The following is a 15256-nucleotide window of genomic DNA, read 5'->3' as shown; positions in this document are numbered from 1 at the left end:
CACAGACACTTGAGGCCCCTCCACCAGGGCCTCAAGTGTCCGTCGCGCTGTTTCAGGAACGGGATGCCACGCCCGGCGGCAGAAACCGCCTGCCGTTGACGCGCTCCGAGGCTCCCACCCTGTCGAGGTAGGGGGTGATTCCGCCCAGGAACATCGGCCAGCCGGCGCCCAGGATCATGCACAGGTCGATGTCCTGGGGCCCGGCCACCACGCCCTCTTCGAGCATCAGTCCAATTTCTTCGGCAAGGGCGTCCTGGGTCCGGCGCAGCACTTCCTCTGCGGTAGACGGAGTGCTGCCAAAGGACATCAGCGCAGAGCTGGCGGCCGGAATCTCCTGCCCGCCGTCCGCTGCCGTGGACCACAGGGATCCGATCTTGTTGTCGACGAGTTTCTGCAGGTTCTGCGAGACCGGGAAGCGGTCGCCGAAGGCCGCATGCAGGGATTCCTGTACGTGCTGGGCAACCGGCAAACCCACCATGGCGAGGAGGGTGAACGGCGTCATGGGGAGACCCATGGGGCGCAGCGCGGCATCCGCAACGTCGGCCGGCGTGCCCTCGTCGAAGGCGGCTGTGACTTCGCCCATGAGCCGCAGCAGGATGCGGTTGACCACGAATGCGGGGGCGTCCTTGACCAGGACGGCGGTCTTTTTCAAGCCCTTGGCGAGTTCGAAGGCGGTGGCGAGCACGGCGTCGTCGGTCTTCGGCGCCCGGACGATTTCCAGCAGCGGCATGACGGCCACGGGATTGAAGAAATGGAAGCCCACGAGCCGCTCGGGGTACTGCAGGTCCGCGGCCATGGCGGTCACGGACAGCGAGGACGTGTTCGTCGCGAGGATGCACTCCGGTGACACGATGGCCTCGAGCTCGGCAAACACCTGCTTCTTGACGTTCAGTTCCTCGAACACCGCCTCAATGACAAAGTCGGCGTCCGCAAACGTTTCCTTGGATACGGACCCCGTCACGAGCGACTTGGCCTTGGTGGCAGCGTCCGTGCCCAGCCGGCCTTTCGCCACCAGCTTGTCCACTTCGTTGTGGACATAGCCAATGCCCTTGTCCACGCGGTCCTGGTCGATGTCGGTTAGAACCACAGGGATCCCAAGCTGGCGCGCGAACAGCAGGGCGAGTTGGCTGGCCATGAGGCCAGCGCCCACCACACCGATCTTCGTAACGGGCCGGGCGAGCTCGCGGCCGGGGGCGCCTGCGGGCCGCTTGGCCCGTTTCTGCACGAGGTCCAGGAAAGCGTAGACGGTTGCACGGAACTCGTCGGTCTGCATGAGGCCGGCCAGCGTTTCGCATTCGAGCGCGGCGGACTCCGCCTGGGCCATGGTGCGGTTAACCGCCATGATGTTCAGCACCTCGGCCGGTGCCGGGGAGGCGTTGGATGTTTTGGTTTCGACGTAGGCGCGGCCGGCGGCCACGGCGTCCGCCCAGCGGGCGGCAACAGCGGGGTCGGCGGGATCGACGGCCGCGGGCCGTTCGGGTGTTGCGCCGGCGACGACGCGCGCAGCCCAGGCGACCGACTGCGCCAGGAAGTCCTCCGGCTCGAACAGCGCATCGGCGATGCCGAGCTGGAAGGCTTCGGGGCCGGACAGCGTGCGGTTATTGTTCAGTGCGTTCTCGATCATCACCTTCACCGCATTCTCCGGGCCGATGAGCCGCGGCAGCAGGTAAACGCCGCCCCACCCGGGCACGAGCCCCAGGAAGGCCTCCGGAAGAGCCAGCGCTCCAGCGCGGGTGGACACCGTGCGGTAGGTGGACTGCAGGGCGATCTCCAGGCCGCCGCCAAGGGCCACGCCGTTGATGAAGGCGAAGCTGGGAACGCCCAGGTTGGCCAGCGTGGAGTAGACATCATGTCCCAGCTGGGCCATCCACAGGCCATGCTCCCGCTGCTGCAGCTTCGTGACCGCGGACAGATCGGCCCCGGCAACGAAGAAGTTCGGCTTACCCGTCACGGCTACCGCCGCGATCTCGCCCGTGGCCGCCCGCTCGCGCAGCCCTTCGAGGACGCCGCCCAATTCAACGAGGGTGTTGGGGCCAAGCGTCGTGGGCCTGGAGTGGTCCAGCCCGTTGTCCAGCGTGATCAGGGCGAGGACGCCCGGGCTGGCCTTGCCGTCGGTGGCGGGAAGTTCAATATCCTGCACGGAGGCATGAGTGACCGCCTCATCCGGAAAGAGATCGGCAAGCTTGCGGAAATCTGCGGCGCTCATTCTGTGGCTCCTCATTGAGACGGGATGCCTAGGCCGGACGGCCGGGACCGGGCATCAGTAAACCCAACGTTACTCGTGAGTAACATTGGCTGCAACCGGCGCCGGTACTTGATTCGGCCCGGTACCTGGTTCGGCGCCGGTATTGGCTCGGTACATGCGGGCCGGATCAAAAATCCTTTTGATCCACTCGAGAACGAAAACTAGGTAGCAGCTCAGGGCGTTCCCAGCTCTGAGAACGCCCTGAGCTGCCACCTAGTTGGGCACTTAGGTGGAGCGAAAAGCCCAAACCGCGGCCAGCACCGCCGTCGCACGCGGCGCGCCACCGTCCCCGCCCTGATGCGGCTAAGCCGTCCTAAGCGGAGGCTTCCTTTGGCTCCCTGGCTTCCTTGGGCGGAAGCGGCTGGGGGTTGAGGAATGCCGCGGTGATCAGCGGCGCCACCAGTCCCACCTGCCACGGTCGGGCACCCAGCCCGCGCAGGTCGTCGGCGACGGCGGCCTCGGTGATGTCCTCCGGCGGCCGCCACGCGACGCGGCGAAGGTAGTCCGGGGTCAGCAGGTTTTCGAGCGGGAGCTTGAGTTCGTCCGCCTTCTCCTGCAGCAGTGGCCTGGCGGTCTGCAGCCTCTCGGCCGCGGGAAGGTCGCGGTCGGCCCAGACCCGCGGCGGTGGCGGGGCGTTGGTGGGCAGGTGGAGCGGGGGAAGGTCTTCGAGGGCCCGGGCCGCAGCGATGCACCGAAGCCAGCGGGGGGCCTCCCGCTGGGCGGCCCTGCCGTGGAATCCCTTGGTGCCGAGCAGTTGCGGTACCGTCGTCGGCATCGCCTTGGCTGCGGCGACGAGGGCAGAATCGGGGATGAGCCGTCCCGGGGCGACATCGCGCTTTTGGGCCAGGGCGTCGCGTTCCAGCCACAGCTCCCGCACCGCGGCGAGCTGGCGGCGGTCCCTGATCTGGTGGAGTCCGGATGTCTTGCGCCAGGGGTCAACCCTGGGTGCTGCGAGCCCGGCGGACAGGATCGCGGCGAACTCCTGCTCGGCGTACTCGAGTTTTCCGTCCGCTTCGAGGAGTTCGATGAGTTCCTCGCGCAGTTCGGTCAGGACTTCGACGTCGAGCGCGGCGTACCGTAGCCAGGGCTCCGGCAGGGGCCGGGTGGACCAGTCGGCTGCCGAGTGTTCCTTGGCGAGTCCGAAACCGAGCAGCTGCTCGATCACGGCAGCGAGGCCGACGCGGGGAAGGCCTGCCAGACGTGCTGCGAGTTCAGTGTCGAAAAGCTTGTCCGGCCACATACCCAGCTCGGACAGGCAGGGCAGGTCCTGGCTGGCGGCGTGCAGGATCCATTCGACGCCCCGCAGGGCATCGTTAATGATGCGCAGGTCCCCGAATGGCTCGGGATCGATCAGCCATGTTCCGGAACCTTCCCGGCGAATCTGGACGAGGAACGCGCGCTGCCCGTAGCGGAAGCCTGAGGCGCGTTCTGCATCAACACCGGCCGGGCCCGTGCCCGCGGCGATCGCGGCGGCGCAGCGTTCCAGCCCCGCCTGGGTTTCAATGACCAGAGGGACGCCGTCGCGGGGGGATTCGAGATCGATGACAACGGGGACCAGGCTGTCAAAGCCTTCCACCGTTATATGGGCTGTGGTTTCAGCAGCCGGAGCGCCGGCTGTGGTGTTATCCGAATTTTGAGCGGTCATGATGTCCCTAGTTTACCGGCAGCAGGGCCAAGGGCCGTTCCGGGCCGGCACGCGCCGCCGTCGGAAGCGACGGCGGCGCGGTGTTAATGCCACAGCGCCATATTCCGGAGCCCAGCTGAAGAGTGCCCAGGTTAAGAAGTCTCAGGCGAAGAGGCCTTCCCCGATGAAGCCGCCCTGCTTGACGCCCGGCGGCACGGCGAAGAGACCGGAACCCGTGTGCTTGAGGTATTCCAGGGCCAGGACGTCCTCCTTGGCCATGCTCATCTGCATGGGCACGTAGTGCGTACGCGGGTCCTTGACGAAGGCAATGAAGAACAGCCCGGCATCGAGGTGGCCCAGGCCGTCAGAACCGTCGGTGTAGTTGTATCCGCGGCGGAGCATTCGCACACCGTCGTTCTGGTCTGCGTGGGCCAGCCGGACGTGGGAGTCCATGGCGATGAGGGGCTCGCCGTCGTTGCCCTTGATGGCGAAGTCGGGGGCTGTGAACTCCTTGCCGCCCGACAGGGGTGCGCCTTCTCCCTTGGTCCGGCCGATCAGGCCTTCCTGTTCGCGGAGCGAGGTGCGGTCCCAGATTTCGATGTGCATCCGGATGCGCCGCGCCACCAGGTAGCTGCCGCCCTCCATCCACGCTTCGCCTGTACGGGATCCGGCGCCGGCCCACACATGCTCGTCGAGCAGGGCGGTGTCCTCGGCCTTGAGGTTGTTGGTCCCGTCCTTGAAACCGAAGAGGTTGCGGGGCGTCTGCTGCGCCCGCGACGTCGACGAGGTGCGGCCGAATCCCAGCTGGGACCAGCGGACACGGGCCTTGCCGAAGCCAAGCCGGGCCAGGTTGCGGATGGCGTGCACGGCCACCTGGGGGTCGTCGGCGCATGCCTGCACCACGATGTCGCCGCCCGTGCGGGCGGGCTCCAAGGCGTCGCCGGGGAAGTGCGGCAGATCGGTCAGGGCATCGGGCCGCTTCCCGTCGAGGCCGAAGCGGGTTTTGCCGTCCTTCTCGAACAGGGAAGCGCCGAAGCCAAATGTGAGGGTGAGCCGGCCGGCGTCGAGGTCCAGGGCTTCCCCGGTGTCCTCCGGCGGGGCGTCATACGGGCCATCGACGGCGCCGGTGGCTCCGGTGGTCCGGCCGGCGGTCATGGCGTCCGCGGCGGCGGTCCAGTCCTTGAGGAGTTCGATGAGTGCCGCACGGTCGTCGGTGGTGACGTCGAAGGCCGCCATGTGCAGGCGGTCCTGCGCAGCCGTGGTGATCCCCGCCTGCCGGTCGCCGAAGAAGGGGACGACGGAATCGTTGGCAGCCGGCGGCGCTGCTGCAGCCGCGATGGCGTCATGACCGAGCAGGCCGGCGGCGATTCCCGCCACCGCTCCCGCGCCGCCCACGCCGGCGAGTCCCAGAAGTCCGCGTCGGGACAACCGGCGGCTGACGCCGTCGGACGTCTCCGGCGACGCTCCGGAGCCGTTGGGTTGCGCGTTGGCAGGCGGCTGCTGGTCGCCGCCGAAGGGGCAGCCGCTCACAGCACCACTGCCGCGGTGAGCTTGGACAGCGGCTCGCCGAGGGCGTCCACCAGGGCGCTGAGCTGCTGGACCTCGTCCTTGCTCAGCTCGTTGTAGTAGGCAAAGCCGTCGCCCTTGGCGTGCTTCTCCAGCTCAGCCTGGAGGGCGCTGAACTTGGCGTCGAGGTCCTTGGCCAGGGCGGAGTCCTTCTGCTGTAGGGCGGGCTTGAGGTTTTCGAACGCGATCCGGGCGCCGTCCACGTTGGCCTGGAAGTCCCAGAGATCGGTGTGCGACCAGATCTCTTCCTCGCCGGTGACCTTGCCGCGGGCCACCTCGTCCAGCAGTTCCTTCGCGCCGTTGCCGAGCTTGTCCGCGCTGAGCTCCACGCTTCGGGTGCGGGTACTGAGTTCCGCCGTGTCGGCCACCAGCTGCTTGGCGATTGCGCCACGCTCGGCCGCGGTCAGTGCCTTGTATCCGGCCGGCGGGAACAGGTCCTTTTCGGCACGGTGCCAGCCGGTCCACTTCTGCCCCGGTTCGAGGTCCGCCTCACGGGCATCGAGCCTGGGATCGAGATCCCCGAAGGATTCAGCCACGGGTTCGATCCGTTCCCAGTGCATGCGGGTGGCAGCGTAGAGGTTCTTGGCCTTAGCTGCGTCGCCTGCAGCGTATGCGGCGGCGAATTCCTTGGTTCCGGCCACCAACTGCTCGGTCTGGTCCTTGACGTAGGCCGTGTACTGGCTGACTCCGGTGTCCACGAGCTTCTGGAGGTCGGCGTCCACGGTGGCCTGCTTGCCGGAGTCCTTGACGTTGAAGTCCGCGCGGATGCCGTCACCCTTCATCCCCGGCTTGCAGGCGGTGATGTATTTGCCCGCCGGCGCGGTGAGCACCAGGTTGCGGGTGATCCCGGGGCCGATGTTCTCCACTTCGGCCACGATCCGCAGGCCGTCTTCGGCGAGCACGTAGAACTCGGTGACCTCGGCGCCGTCGTTCTTAACGGCGAAGGTGAGGTTCCCGCTGGGGGCATTAACTGTGGAGACCTTGCACTCGGCATCGGTACTGGTGACCTGGATGGGCCCGTCGGTGGTGCCCGATGCGTTGGCGCTGGCGTTGTCGGTGCAGGATGCGAGGGCCAGCGGGAGGACTGCGGTGGCTGCCACGACGGCGAGGCGGGCACCGGCAGTCCGGCGGGTTTTGGGCGAGGTGAAGGCGGACATGTGAATTCCTTGGGGGTGTTGGGGGTGCAGCGGGGATGTGGGGGTGCAGCGGGGATGTTGGGGTGCGGCGTTTGGTTTGGGGGCGGGGCTGCCGGTTATGAGGCCACGGCGACAGCTGCGGCAGGGGCCTCCGCCGGCCGGAGCGGCGGGCGGAAGCTGGCGCGAAGGTAGAAGAACATGACGGGGACGGCGTACAGGACCCAGGCGGCTGCTTCCAGCCATGTCGTGGCGGGGGAGAAGTTCAGGGTCCCCTTCAGCAGGGTGCCGTACCAGGACGACGCCGGGACGGCGCCTGAGACGTCGAAGGCGAGGCTGTGCAGCCCCGGCAGGATGCCGGCCTCCTGCAGGTCGTGGACGCCGTAGGCGAGGACGCCGCCGGCGATGACCACCAGGGCGACGCCGGTCCAGGTGAAGAAGCGGGACAGGTTGACCTTCAGGGCGCCACGGTGCAGGAGGTAACCGAGCCCGGCAGCCACGGCGAGGCCCAGGAGGGCGCCGAACAGAGGGGTTCCGGATTCTCCGCTGGCCTGGGCTGCGGCCCACAGAAACAGTGCCGTCTCCAGGCCTTCCCGCCCGACGGCCAAAGCCGCAACAAGCACCAGGCCCCAGGCGGCGCCGTCGGCCACGCCGTCGACGCGGGAGCGCAGTTCGCTGCCGAGCGTGCGGGCGGTGCGCGCCATCCAGAAGACCATCCAGGTGACCAGCCCGACGGCGATGATGGAAAGGCCTCCGCCGATGGCTTCCTGCGCTTCGAAGGTCAGGCCGCGCGGGCCGAAGGTCAGCAGGGCGCCGAAGCCGACGGACACGGCGACAGCGATTCCAACGCCCGCCCACAGCCGCGGGAGCAGCGCGCGCCGGCCACTCTTGGTGAGGTAGGCCATCAGCAGGACGACGATGAGCGTCGCCTCGAGGCCCTCCCGGAGGCCGATGAGGAAGTTGGCTGTCATGTAAAGCACCTTCTGCCAGGGGGAGCCCGTCTTAGGCTCACCTAAGCACGGGACTTTACACGGCGAAGGCGATTAGGCAAAAGAATCGTGCCGTAATTGCTGTGGAAATTACTCCACCGGTTTGGGCGCCGTTTGGGCGGTGCCGGTTTGGTGGAGGCAGTTTAGTTGCGGCGCCTGCGTGGGAGCGCGGAGACGCCCTCGGGCAGCGGCGGGAGGCCGGCGAAGGTGCACACCATGTCAGACCACGCCTCGAGGTGCGCCTGGACGTCGGCGCCTGCCGGGGTCCACGAGGCACGAAGTTCAATGTCGATCGAGGCGGGCCGGTCCGCCAGCGTTCCGAAGCTTTCGGACAGCACACGCGTGGCGGTGCCGCCGGCCGCACGGTAGGGGGCATGGTGGGTTTCGAGGGCTTCCACGAGCCATGTCCACGCCACCGACCCCAGCATTTCATCGTTGCCCATCTCGGCGTCGAGCTGGGCCCGGATATAGGTCACGATCCGGAATTCGCCATCCCACACCGCGGAGCCGTCGGGGTCGTGCAGCAGGATGAAGCGCCCGGTGGCGAGCTCCTCGCCGTCGTCGTCGGCATCACCCCCGGCGGCGGCGGACCGGGCCAGCGCCATGGCCGCCGGCCCGTGAACCGGCGAGCGGTCCTTAACGCCGCTGGGAACGATGACCTCGGCGCCGAGGGCCACGGCGAATGGCGCCAGCCGGGCGGGCGCCGGGATCTCGTCGAGGCGCAGTTCGCTGCGGCAGCGTGCTTTGCGGAGCGTTCCCAGCGCATACAGAAAATCCGCGGGAACCTGGGCAAGTGCGTTCACAATCGCAGGGTACGCAATGGAAACCGCCAATTCCGGCAGGCTCGCCGCCTGCTTACGCAATCCCGCGCATGTTAGTGCGCTGCCGCGGGCGAGGTCCCGTGCCGGGCGAGTTCGTCCCTGATGGCTGCCACGAAGGCATCGACGTCCTCCTCGCTGGTGTCGAAGGAACACATCCAGCGGACCTCGCGGGTGGCTTCATTCCAGTCATAGAAGCGGAAGGACTCCCGGAGCCTGTCCGCCACGCCTGCCGGCAAAACCGCAAAGACGCCGTTGGACTCCGTTTTCTGCGTGGGTTCCACGCCGTCAATGTCATCCACCGCTGCGCGCAGCTTCGCGGCCATGGCGTTCGCGTGGCCGGCTGAACGGAGCCACAGGTCACCTTCGAGCAGGGCGATGAACTGCGCGGACATGAACCGCATCTTGGAGGCCAGCTGCATGTTCATTTTGCGCAGGAACAGCAGCCCGTGGGCGGCGTCGGGGTTCAGTGCCACCACCAGCTCGCCGAACAGCAGCCCGTTCTTGGTTCCGCCGAACGACAGGATGTCCACGCCGGCGTCGCGGGTGAAGGCCCGCAGCGGAACGCCAAGGTGCGCCGCGGCGTTGGCCAGCCGCGCGCCGTCCATGTGCAGCTTCATGCCTTTGGCGTGAACGTGCTCGGCGATCGCCCGGACTTCATCCACCGTGTAGCAGGTGCCCAGTTCAGTGGTCTGGGTGATGGAGACGGCCAGCGGCTGCGCGCGGTGCTCGTCGCCCCAGCCCCACGCTTCGCGGTCGATGAGCTCCGGCGTCAGCTTGCCGTCCGGGGTGTGCACCTGCAGCAGCTTTATGCCGCCCACACGCTCCGGGGCGCCGTTCTCATCCATGTTGATGTGTGCCGTGGACGCGCACACCACCGCGCCCCAGCGCGGGAGGAGGGACTGCAGGGACAGGACGTTGGCGCCCGTGCCGTTGAAGACCGGGAAGCATTCGATACCCGGCCCGAAGTGCTCCTCCATCAGCTCCTGCAGGCGGGCCGTGTAGGCGTCTTCGCCATAGGAGACCTGGTGCCCCTCGTTGGCGGCGGCCAGCGCGGCCAGCACCTCGGGGTGCACCCCTGAGTAGTTGTCCGAGGCAAAGCCGCGGACCGACGCGTCGTGCAGCCTGGACATGGTGCCGCTGCCGGCAGTTTCAACAGTTGTTGTCATCTCTTTGGTCACGCTTTCAGTCTAGGTAGTTGCGGCGCTCTGCGTACTTGCAGCGCCGGCGGGCACCGGGGCCAGCAGCAGCCGCTGCCCGTTCAGCTCCGCGGCGGGCTGGCTAAAGAGTCCGACGGCGGCCGCGGCCAGCTGCTCGACGTCCGTGTAGCCGGGAAACTTCCGTTCGGGCTGACTGCTGCGCATGCTCGCGTCCACCAGCGCCTTCACCACGAAAACGACGGCGGCACTGTGCTGGCCGTCGCGGGCCGGGTCTTCGGGCCCTTGGGCGTCCTGGCGGAAGCCCTCGGCCACTGCCATGGTCCACGCTTCAGCGGCGGCCTTGGCCGCCACGTAGCTGGCGACGCCGGCGGCGGGACTGCCCACCGCCGTCGAGGACACCATGGCAAAACGCCCGCAGGGCGAGGCGGCGAGGTCGTCGTAGAAGACCCGGGAGACGTTCCGGAGCGTCGTGACGGCGCTGCGTTCCAGGAAATCCCAGTCCTCATCGGTCTGGCTGGTGATGCCCTGCGCGCCGCGCCAGCCACCCACGAGGTGGATGACGCCGTCGATCCTTCCGGCGGTGCGGGCGAGCTCTTGCTGCAGCTCCCGCACTGCGGCGAGGTCGGCGAGGTCGCACACGAGCGGCGTGGCGCCGCCCCCGGTTTCCGCGGCCTCCTCGATGCGCGCCTTGTCCGAACCCACCGTGAAGACGGCAAAGCCGGCCTGCAGCAGTGCACGGGCCGCCGCGATCCCTGAAGGTGAGCTGCCGCCCGTGACCAGCACGCGCAGTGGCCTGCCGTCTGTCATGCTGCCATCGCGGCCGGGCTGCCCGCCGCCAGGGCAGGGTCGGAGGAGCCGGTAATGCCTGCGGTGGATTCGATAACGGGGCGCATCTTCTTTTCCAGGGCCTCGTAGAACATGGACAGCGGGAACTCGTCGTCCAGGACCTGATCGGTAAGGCCCCGGGGCGGCCCGTCGAGAGGGAGGGCGCCTGGTCCCTTCGCCCACACTGATGCCGGGTTCGGCGTGACGGTGCCCGAGATCAGCTCATAGGCCGCCAGCCAGTGGGCGGTCTTGGGCCGGTCGATGGAGCGCCAGTAGAGCTCTTCGATCCGGGCACCCAGCTCCATGACGACGCCGGCGACATGTTCCCAGTCGATGGTCAGGCGGCTGTCGGTCCAGTGAAGGACGCGGTGCTGGTGCAGCCACGCGAAGAGCAGCTGGCCGCCGAGCCCGTCATAGTTGCGCACGCGGCTGCCGGTGATGGCGAACCGGAAGATGCGGTCGAAAATGACGGCGTACTGCACGAGTTTGGCATGCCGGCGGGCTTCCGGGTCCGCTGCTTCGTCCTTTTCGATCGTCACGGATTCCCGGAAGGCCGTCAGGTCGCAGCGCAGCTCCTCGAGGGAGTACAGGAAGAACGGCATCCGCTGCTTGATCATGAAGGGATCGAACGGCAGGTCCCCGCGCATGTGCGTGCGGTCATGGATCAGGTCCCACATGACAAAGGTCTTTTCGGTGAGTTCCTGGTCCTCGAGGAGTTCAGCGGCTCCCGCCGGCAGCTCCAGCGAAGTGATGTCGGCCGCGGCCCGGAGGACGCGGCGGAAGCGTGCCGCTTCCCGGTCCGCGAAAATGGCGCCCCAGGTGAACCGGGGCGTCGCGCGCACCCCCACCGTTTCGGGGAACAGCACAGCGGAGTTGGTGTCGTACCCTGGGGTGAAGTCAATGAACCGGATGGGCACGAACAGGCGGTTCGAGTAGTCGCCCTCTTCCAGGCCTGCAATGAAGTCCGGCCACACGACGTCGATGAGGACGGCCTCCACGAGCCTGCCGCTGCTTCCGTTCTGCGTGTACATGGGGAAGACCACCAGGTGCTGCAGGCCGTTCTCGCGGTCCGCCTGCGGCTGGAACGCCAGCAGGGAGTCCAGGAAATCCGGCACGCCGAACCCGCCCTCGGCCCAGCGGCCAAAGTCGCGGCACACCAGGTCCAGGTACAGGGCGTCGTGGGGGAACGCCGTTGCCAGCGCCTCGACGGCGCTGACAAGGGCTTCGACGTGGCCGTGCGCTGCCGTATGGGCAGCCTGGTCGGGGATGGAGCCGTCCTGCACCTGCAGGTCCCGCAGGGCAATGGCCGCGGCCTTGAGGCGCTGCCATTCAGGGTGTTCCGCGGAGATTCGGGCTGGTGCTGTGTGTACGGTTACGGTCATCGCTGGCCTCGCCTTTCTGGTTACCTGAGCTTCTACGGCGAGCGTAGCAAGCAGACAGGATTCCTAATCGATCAAAGGCGTGAGCATAAGAAACTGTAGGGCTCGGGGCCGTCGGAAGAACCGCTAGGCGCAGCGCCGGGCAATCTTAGGCCTGGGTGTCGTCGGCGGCCGGAACCAGCTTCAGTGAGATGGAGTTGATGCAGTAACGCTGGTCCGTTGGAGTCCCGTAGCCCTCACCCTCGAAGACGTGCCCGAGGTGCGAGTCGCAGTTGGCGCACCGCACCTCGACGCGTTCCATGCCCAGGGTCCGGTCGTGGATGTACCGCACCCGTTCTTCGGCCAGGGGCGCCCAGAATGACGGCCAGCCGCAGTGCGAATCGAACTTCTCCTTGCTGGTGAAGAGCTCGGTCCCGCACGCGCGGCAGTTGTAGGCGCCGGCGGTGTGGGTGTCCCAGTATTCGCCGGTGTAAGGGCGTTCCGTGCCGGCCTGGCGCAGCACGTGGTATTCCTCCGGCGTCAGTTCGTGGCGCCAGTCGTCGTCGGACCGGCCGGCGGCAGGAGATGCTTCGCCGGCGGTGTTGGTCAGGTCGGATTTCTCAGGAGTGCTCATAACCGGACCAACGCTCAGGAGTCCCCGATAAATCCCGAGCCCGCATATAGATGCAGCACCGGGAGGCCCAGCTTGTCCTGCGCCCGGTTGGCCCAGTCGGTATGAAAGGTGTCCGAAACGGCATGCGGCCTGGTGATCACGACGGCCTGGGCGGCGCCAAGCTCCTTGACTTTGGCCACGAGACCGTTGACGGCGCCGCCGGCCACCACCTCGCCTGCAACACCGCCGCCGATGCCTTCCAGTGCGCTGACCGAGGTGGCCAGCGTGGCGTCTGCCGCTGCCCGTTCCTCCGTGGGGTCCGGGGAATGGGCCGTCAGCTCGCGGAAAGCCTTGGCAATGTCCAGCATCGAAAGGTTCTCGAGGAAGTCCACCAGCAGATGCCGTTCCGTATTGGCCGGCACCAGCACAACCAGGGGCGCGTCACCTCCGTCCACCAGGCGTTCGATGTTCACGCGGTCGTCCGCACCCAGCGGCTCTTCAGTCAGAATGACGATTGGATCGCTCATGGCATCAGCCTAGTCCCGCCCGCCAGTGCCCGCATGTATTTGGCACGCATGCATTTGGCCCCCCTTGCATTCGGCCGTAAATGTGCCGGAAGGGGCCGGATCCGTCAAGATGGGTGGCATGGATTCCGCGCAGGCTGCTTTGACACCCCCGTCCACTACCCAGGGCAATGCGATGCCCCTGAAGGCGAAGTGGACCCTCGGGGGAATCATTGCCGGCGGTACGGCCGCTGCCCTGCTCGGTGCCGGATCATCAGCCCTCGCGCTCTACTTTGCCCGCCGCGTCCTCACCCCAGCCCGCGTGCGGGCGGCGGACCAGGAAGTCCTGGCGGTCATCCGGGAGGGCAGGGAACTGCAGGTCATCCTCGCGGCCACGCCGGAGACAACACACGATGGAACGTACAGCCTCTTCTTCGACGCCGGTGCCGGGCATGCCCGGATTGGCAGGATCCTGTCCTATTCCCCGGCCGAGCGCACCGTGCTGCGTGAGGTGGAGGCTGTCTACAGCGGCAACCTGGCAACCGCAGGGCGCGCCTGGTGGGGAGGCGCCACGTACCAGCACCCCTCGGACGTGGGCCTGGCGGCCGAAGACGTCGGCATTGACGTTGAGGGCGGAAATGCCCCTGGCTGGCTGATCCCTGGTGATGCCGGCGCCGAAACCTGGGCCATCATGGTCCACGGGCGCGGGGCAACCCGGCAGGAGTGCCTCCGTGGAGCGCGGGTGGCCCACGGACTCGGACTGCCCAATCTCCTGGTTTCCTATCGGAACGACGGCCTGGCACCGGCAGCATTCGACGGCAGGTACGGGCTGGGTTCCACGGAGTGGCGGGACATCGACGCTGCCATCGCCTTTGCCCTCGCCCGCGGTGCCCGGGAAGTCGTGCTTTTCGGCTGGTCCATGGGAGGGGCCATCTGCCTGCAGACGGCGGACCTCTCGGAGCACCGGCATGTCATCCGGGCCATGGTCTTGGACGCGCCGGTCATCGACTGGGTCAACGTGCTGGCCCACCACGCGGAGCTTAACCGGATCCCGTCGGCCGTTGGCCGGTACGGCCAGCTGATGATGGGGCACAAGGTGGGCCGCAGGCTCACCGGGCTCGCTGCACCCGTGGACCTGAAATCCATGGATTGGGTGTCGCGTGCCGTTGAACTCAGGACGCCGACGCTCATCATCCACAGCGTGGACGACGAATACGTTCCCTACCAGCCCTCGGCCCTGCTCGCCGAAAAGAACCCGGAAATGGTCACGTTCGAGCCGTTCGAGGGGGCGCGGCATGCCAAGGAGTGGAATGCCGATCCGGTCCGCTGGGAAGGGCTGGTCCGGGCGTGGCTGCAGCAGCAGTTGGCACCGCGCCGCAATCCCGGCCAGCCGGAACCGGTTCAGCCTGCCTGAGAGCCTGTTCCGATCGCGGCCGTGACGGCCTTGGTGAGGCGCACTAGGTCGCGGGGATCCAGTTCGATGTCCAGGCCGCGTCGGCCGCCGGACACCAGGATGGTGTCCAGGGTGAGGGCGGTTTCGTCGATGACCGTGGGGGAGGGCTGCCGCTGTCCCAGGGGCGAAATTCCGCCCAGGACGTAGCCGGTGCGCCGTTCAGCCGCGGCCGGGTCCGCCATGGCGGCCTTCTTGCTGCCCAGCGCCGCAGCTATCGCTTTGAGGTCCAGGCTTCCGCTGACAGGCACGACGCCGACCGCCAGTTTGCCGTCGACCTCCACCATGAGCGTCTTGAAGACCCTTGCCGGATCGATCCCCAGGACCTCGGCTGCCTCCATGCCGTAACTGGCCGCGGCCGGATCGTGGCTGTATGGGTGCAGGTTAAAGGAAACGCCTGCCGCAGCCAGTACGGCTGTGGCAGGCGTTCCCTGCGACGTGTTCTTGCGCGCCACCCGGGGTCCGGTTCCTAGGCGTGGAGCCGGGCCGCGGCGGCTACCTTGCGCTTGATGCGCCCGAGCATCGCGGTCATGCCGCGCATGCGCAGCGGCGTGATGGCGCGGGTCAGGCCGAGCAGTTCCGGCATGTCGTCGGGAACAGCCAGGATCTCCTCGGCGGTGAGGCCGTCCAGTCCTTCGTGGAGCACTCCGGCGAAACCACGGGTGGTGGGGGCCTCCGGCGGCGCCTTGAAGAACAGCCGGAAGGCGGGGGACCCGCCGTCGTTCTTTTCCGTCTCAATGGTAAGGAAAAGAGGCGACTGGCATTCCACCACCTGCTCGAGCAGCTCAGGGTGGTCGTTCAGGCGCGCCGGAAGCTCCGGCAGGCCGCGGGAGAACTCCAGCAGGAGCTGCAGCCGTTCGGGCTCGCTCAGTGCTTGGAAGTCGTCGACAATCTCCGCCAGGGCGGTGGGAAGTGCTTGAGTACTCATCACTTCCAGCTTACGCAGGTTGTCCCCGTCCGCCGCTTTTTTAC

At 67.5% G+C, this 15256-nt stretch carries 14 protein-coding genes; 1 reads left to right on the top strand and 13 read right to left on the bottom strand.

Going from position 1 to position 15256, the window contains the following annotated elements:
- Nucleotides 1–52 precede the first annotated feature (52 nt).
- From J7I85_RS04130 to J7I85_RS04080, 11 genes are all read right to left on the bottom strand, one after another.
- Entirely contained in the window at nucleotides 53–2206 is a 2154-nt protein-coding gene (locus J7I85_RS04130) for a 3-hydroxyacyl-CoA dehydrogenase NAD-binding domain-containing protein (RefSeq protein WP_214846997.1), read from the bottom strand.
- Between the two features lie 352 nt (nucleotides 2207–2558).
- A complete protein-coding gene (locus J7I85_RS04125; protein WP_214846995.1) occupies nucleotides 2559–3890 on the bottom strand; it encodes an HRDC domain-containing protein in 1332 nt (443 codons plus the stop codon).
- A 141-nt stretch (nucleotides 3891–4031) separates the two neighbouring features.
- Nucleotides 4032–5399 (bottom strand): iron uptake transporter deferrochelatase/peroxidase subunit, encoded by a 1368-nt coding sequence (efeB, locus tag J7I85_RS04120; protein ID WP_214846987.1) that lies wholly within the window; start codon nucleotides 5397–5399, stop codon nucleotides 4032–4034.
- Nucleotides 5396–6592 carry an iron uptake system protein EfeO gene (gene efeO / locus J7I85_RS04115; protein ID WP_214846985.1) on the bottom strand — a complete coding sequence of 399 codons (1197 nt, stop codon included), beginning with the start codon at nucleotides 6590–6592 and terminating at the stop codon, nucleotides 5396–5398. Before efeO ends, efeB begins: the two co-directional genes overlap by 4 nt.
- Before the next feature lie 95 nt (nucleotides 6593–6687).
- The gene (gene efeU / locus J7I85_RS04110; RefSeq protein ID WP_214846983.1) at nucleotides 6688–7539 is read right to left on the bottom strand and encodes an iron uptake transporter permease EfeU; all 852 of its coding nucleotides are present in this window, start codon (nucleotides 7537–7539) and stop codon (nucleotides 6688–6690) included.
- A gap of 161 nt (nucleotides 7540–7700) precedes the next feature.
- On the bottom strand, nucleotides 7701–8363 hold the full coding sequence (locus tag J7I85_RS04105) for a DUF3000 domain-containing protein (RefSeq protein WP_214847022.1): 663 nt from the start codon (nucleotides 8361–8363) through the stop codon (nucleotides 7701–7703).
- A 68-nt stretch (nucleotides 8364–8431) separates the two neighbouring features.
- Complete coding sequence (locus J7I85_RS04100; RefSeq protein ID WP_214847020.1) at nucleotides 8432–9544, bottom strand: low specificity L-threonine aldolase; 1113 nt, start codon at nucleotides 9542–9544, stop codon at nucleotides 8432–8434.
- Between the two features lie 21 nt (nucleotides 9545–9565).
- Nucleotides 9566–10342: an SDR family oxidoreductase gene (locus J7I85_RS04095; RefSeq protein ID WP_214846977.1), complete on the bottom strand. Its 777-nt coding sequence runs from the start codon at nucleotides 10340–10342 to the stop codon at nucleotides 9566–9568.
- Nucleotides 10339–11742 (bottom strand): DUF6421 family protein, encoded by a 1404-nt coding sequence (locus J7I85_RS04090; protein ID WP_214846965.1) that lies wholly within the window; start codon nucleotides 11740–11742, stop codon nucleotides 10339–10341. The genes J7I85_RS04095 and J7I85_RS04090 overlap by 4 nt, the downstream gene beginning before the upstream one ends.
- A gap of 145 nt (nucleotides 11743–11887) precedes the next feature.
- On the bottom strand, nucleotides 11888–12352 hold the full coding sequence (gene msrB / locus J7I85_RS04085) for a peptide-methionine (R)-S-oxide reductase MsrB (protein WP_214846963.1): 465 nt from the start codon (nucleotides 12350–12352) through the stop codon (nucleotides 11888–11890).
- A gap of 14 nt (nucleotides 12353–12366) precedes the next feature.
- Nucleotides 12367–12858, bottom strand: a complete 492-nt coding sequence (locus tag J7I85_RS04080) for a hypothetical protein (protein ID WP_214846930.1) — start codon at nucleotides 12856–12858, stop codon at nucleotides 12367–12369.
- Nucleotides 12859–12976: 118 nt separating this feature from the next.
- Between J7I85_RS04080 and J7I85_RS04075 the strand changes: the two genes are divergently transcribed.
- Nucleotides 12977–14248: an alpha/beta hydrolase family protein gene (locus tag J7I85_RS04075; protein ID WP_374102429.1), complete on the top strand. Its 1272-nt coding sequence runs from the start codon at nucleotides 12977–12979 to the stop codon at nucleotides 14246–14248.
- Here the strand turns inward: J7I85_RS04075 and ybaK are convergent.
- Complete coding sequence (gene ybaK, locus J7I85_RS04070) at nucleotides 14236–14739, bottom strand: Cys-tRNA(Pro) deacylase (RefSeq protein ID WP_214846928.1); 504 nt, start codon at nucleotides 14737–14739, stop codon at nucleotides 14236–14238. The two genes, J7I85_RS04075 and ybaK, sit on opposite strands and share 13 nt — an antisense overlap.
- Nucleotides 14740–14753: 14 nt before the next feature.
- Nucleotides 14754–15212, bottom strand: coding sequence for a SufE family protein (locus J7I85_RS04065; protein ID WP_214846918.1), 459 nt, complete (start codon nucleotides 15210–15212; stop codon nucleotides 14754–14756).
- Nucleotides 15213–15256 lie beyond the last annotated feature (44 nt).

This window comes from Arthrobacter sp. ISL-65 (assembly GCF_018613795.1).
Classification (GTDB): Bacteria; Actinomycetota; Actinomycetes; order Actinomycetales; family Micrococcaceae; genus Arthrobacter.
The sequence above is the reverse complement of the archived record's forward strand: the minus strand, read 5'-3'. Positions and strand labels throughout refer to the sequence as shown.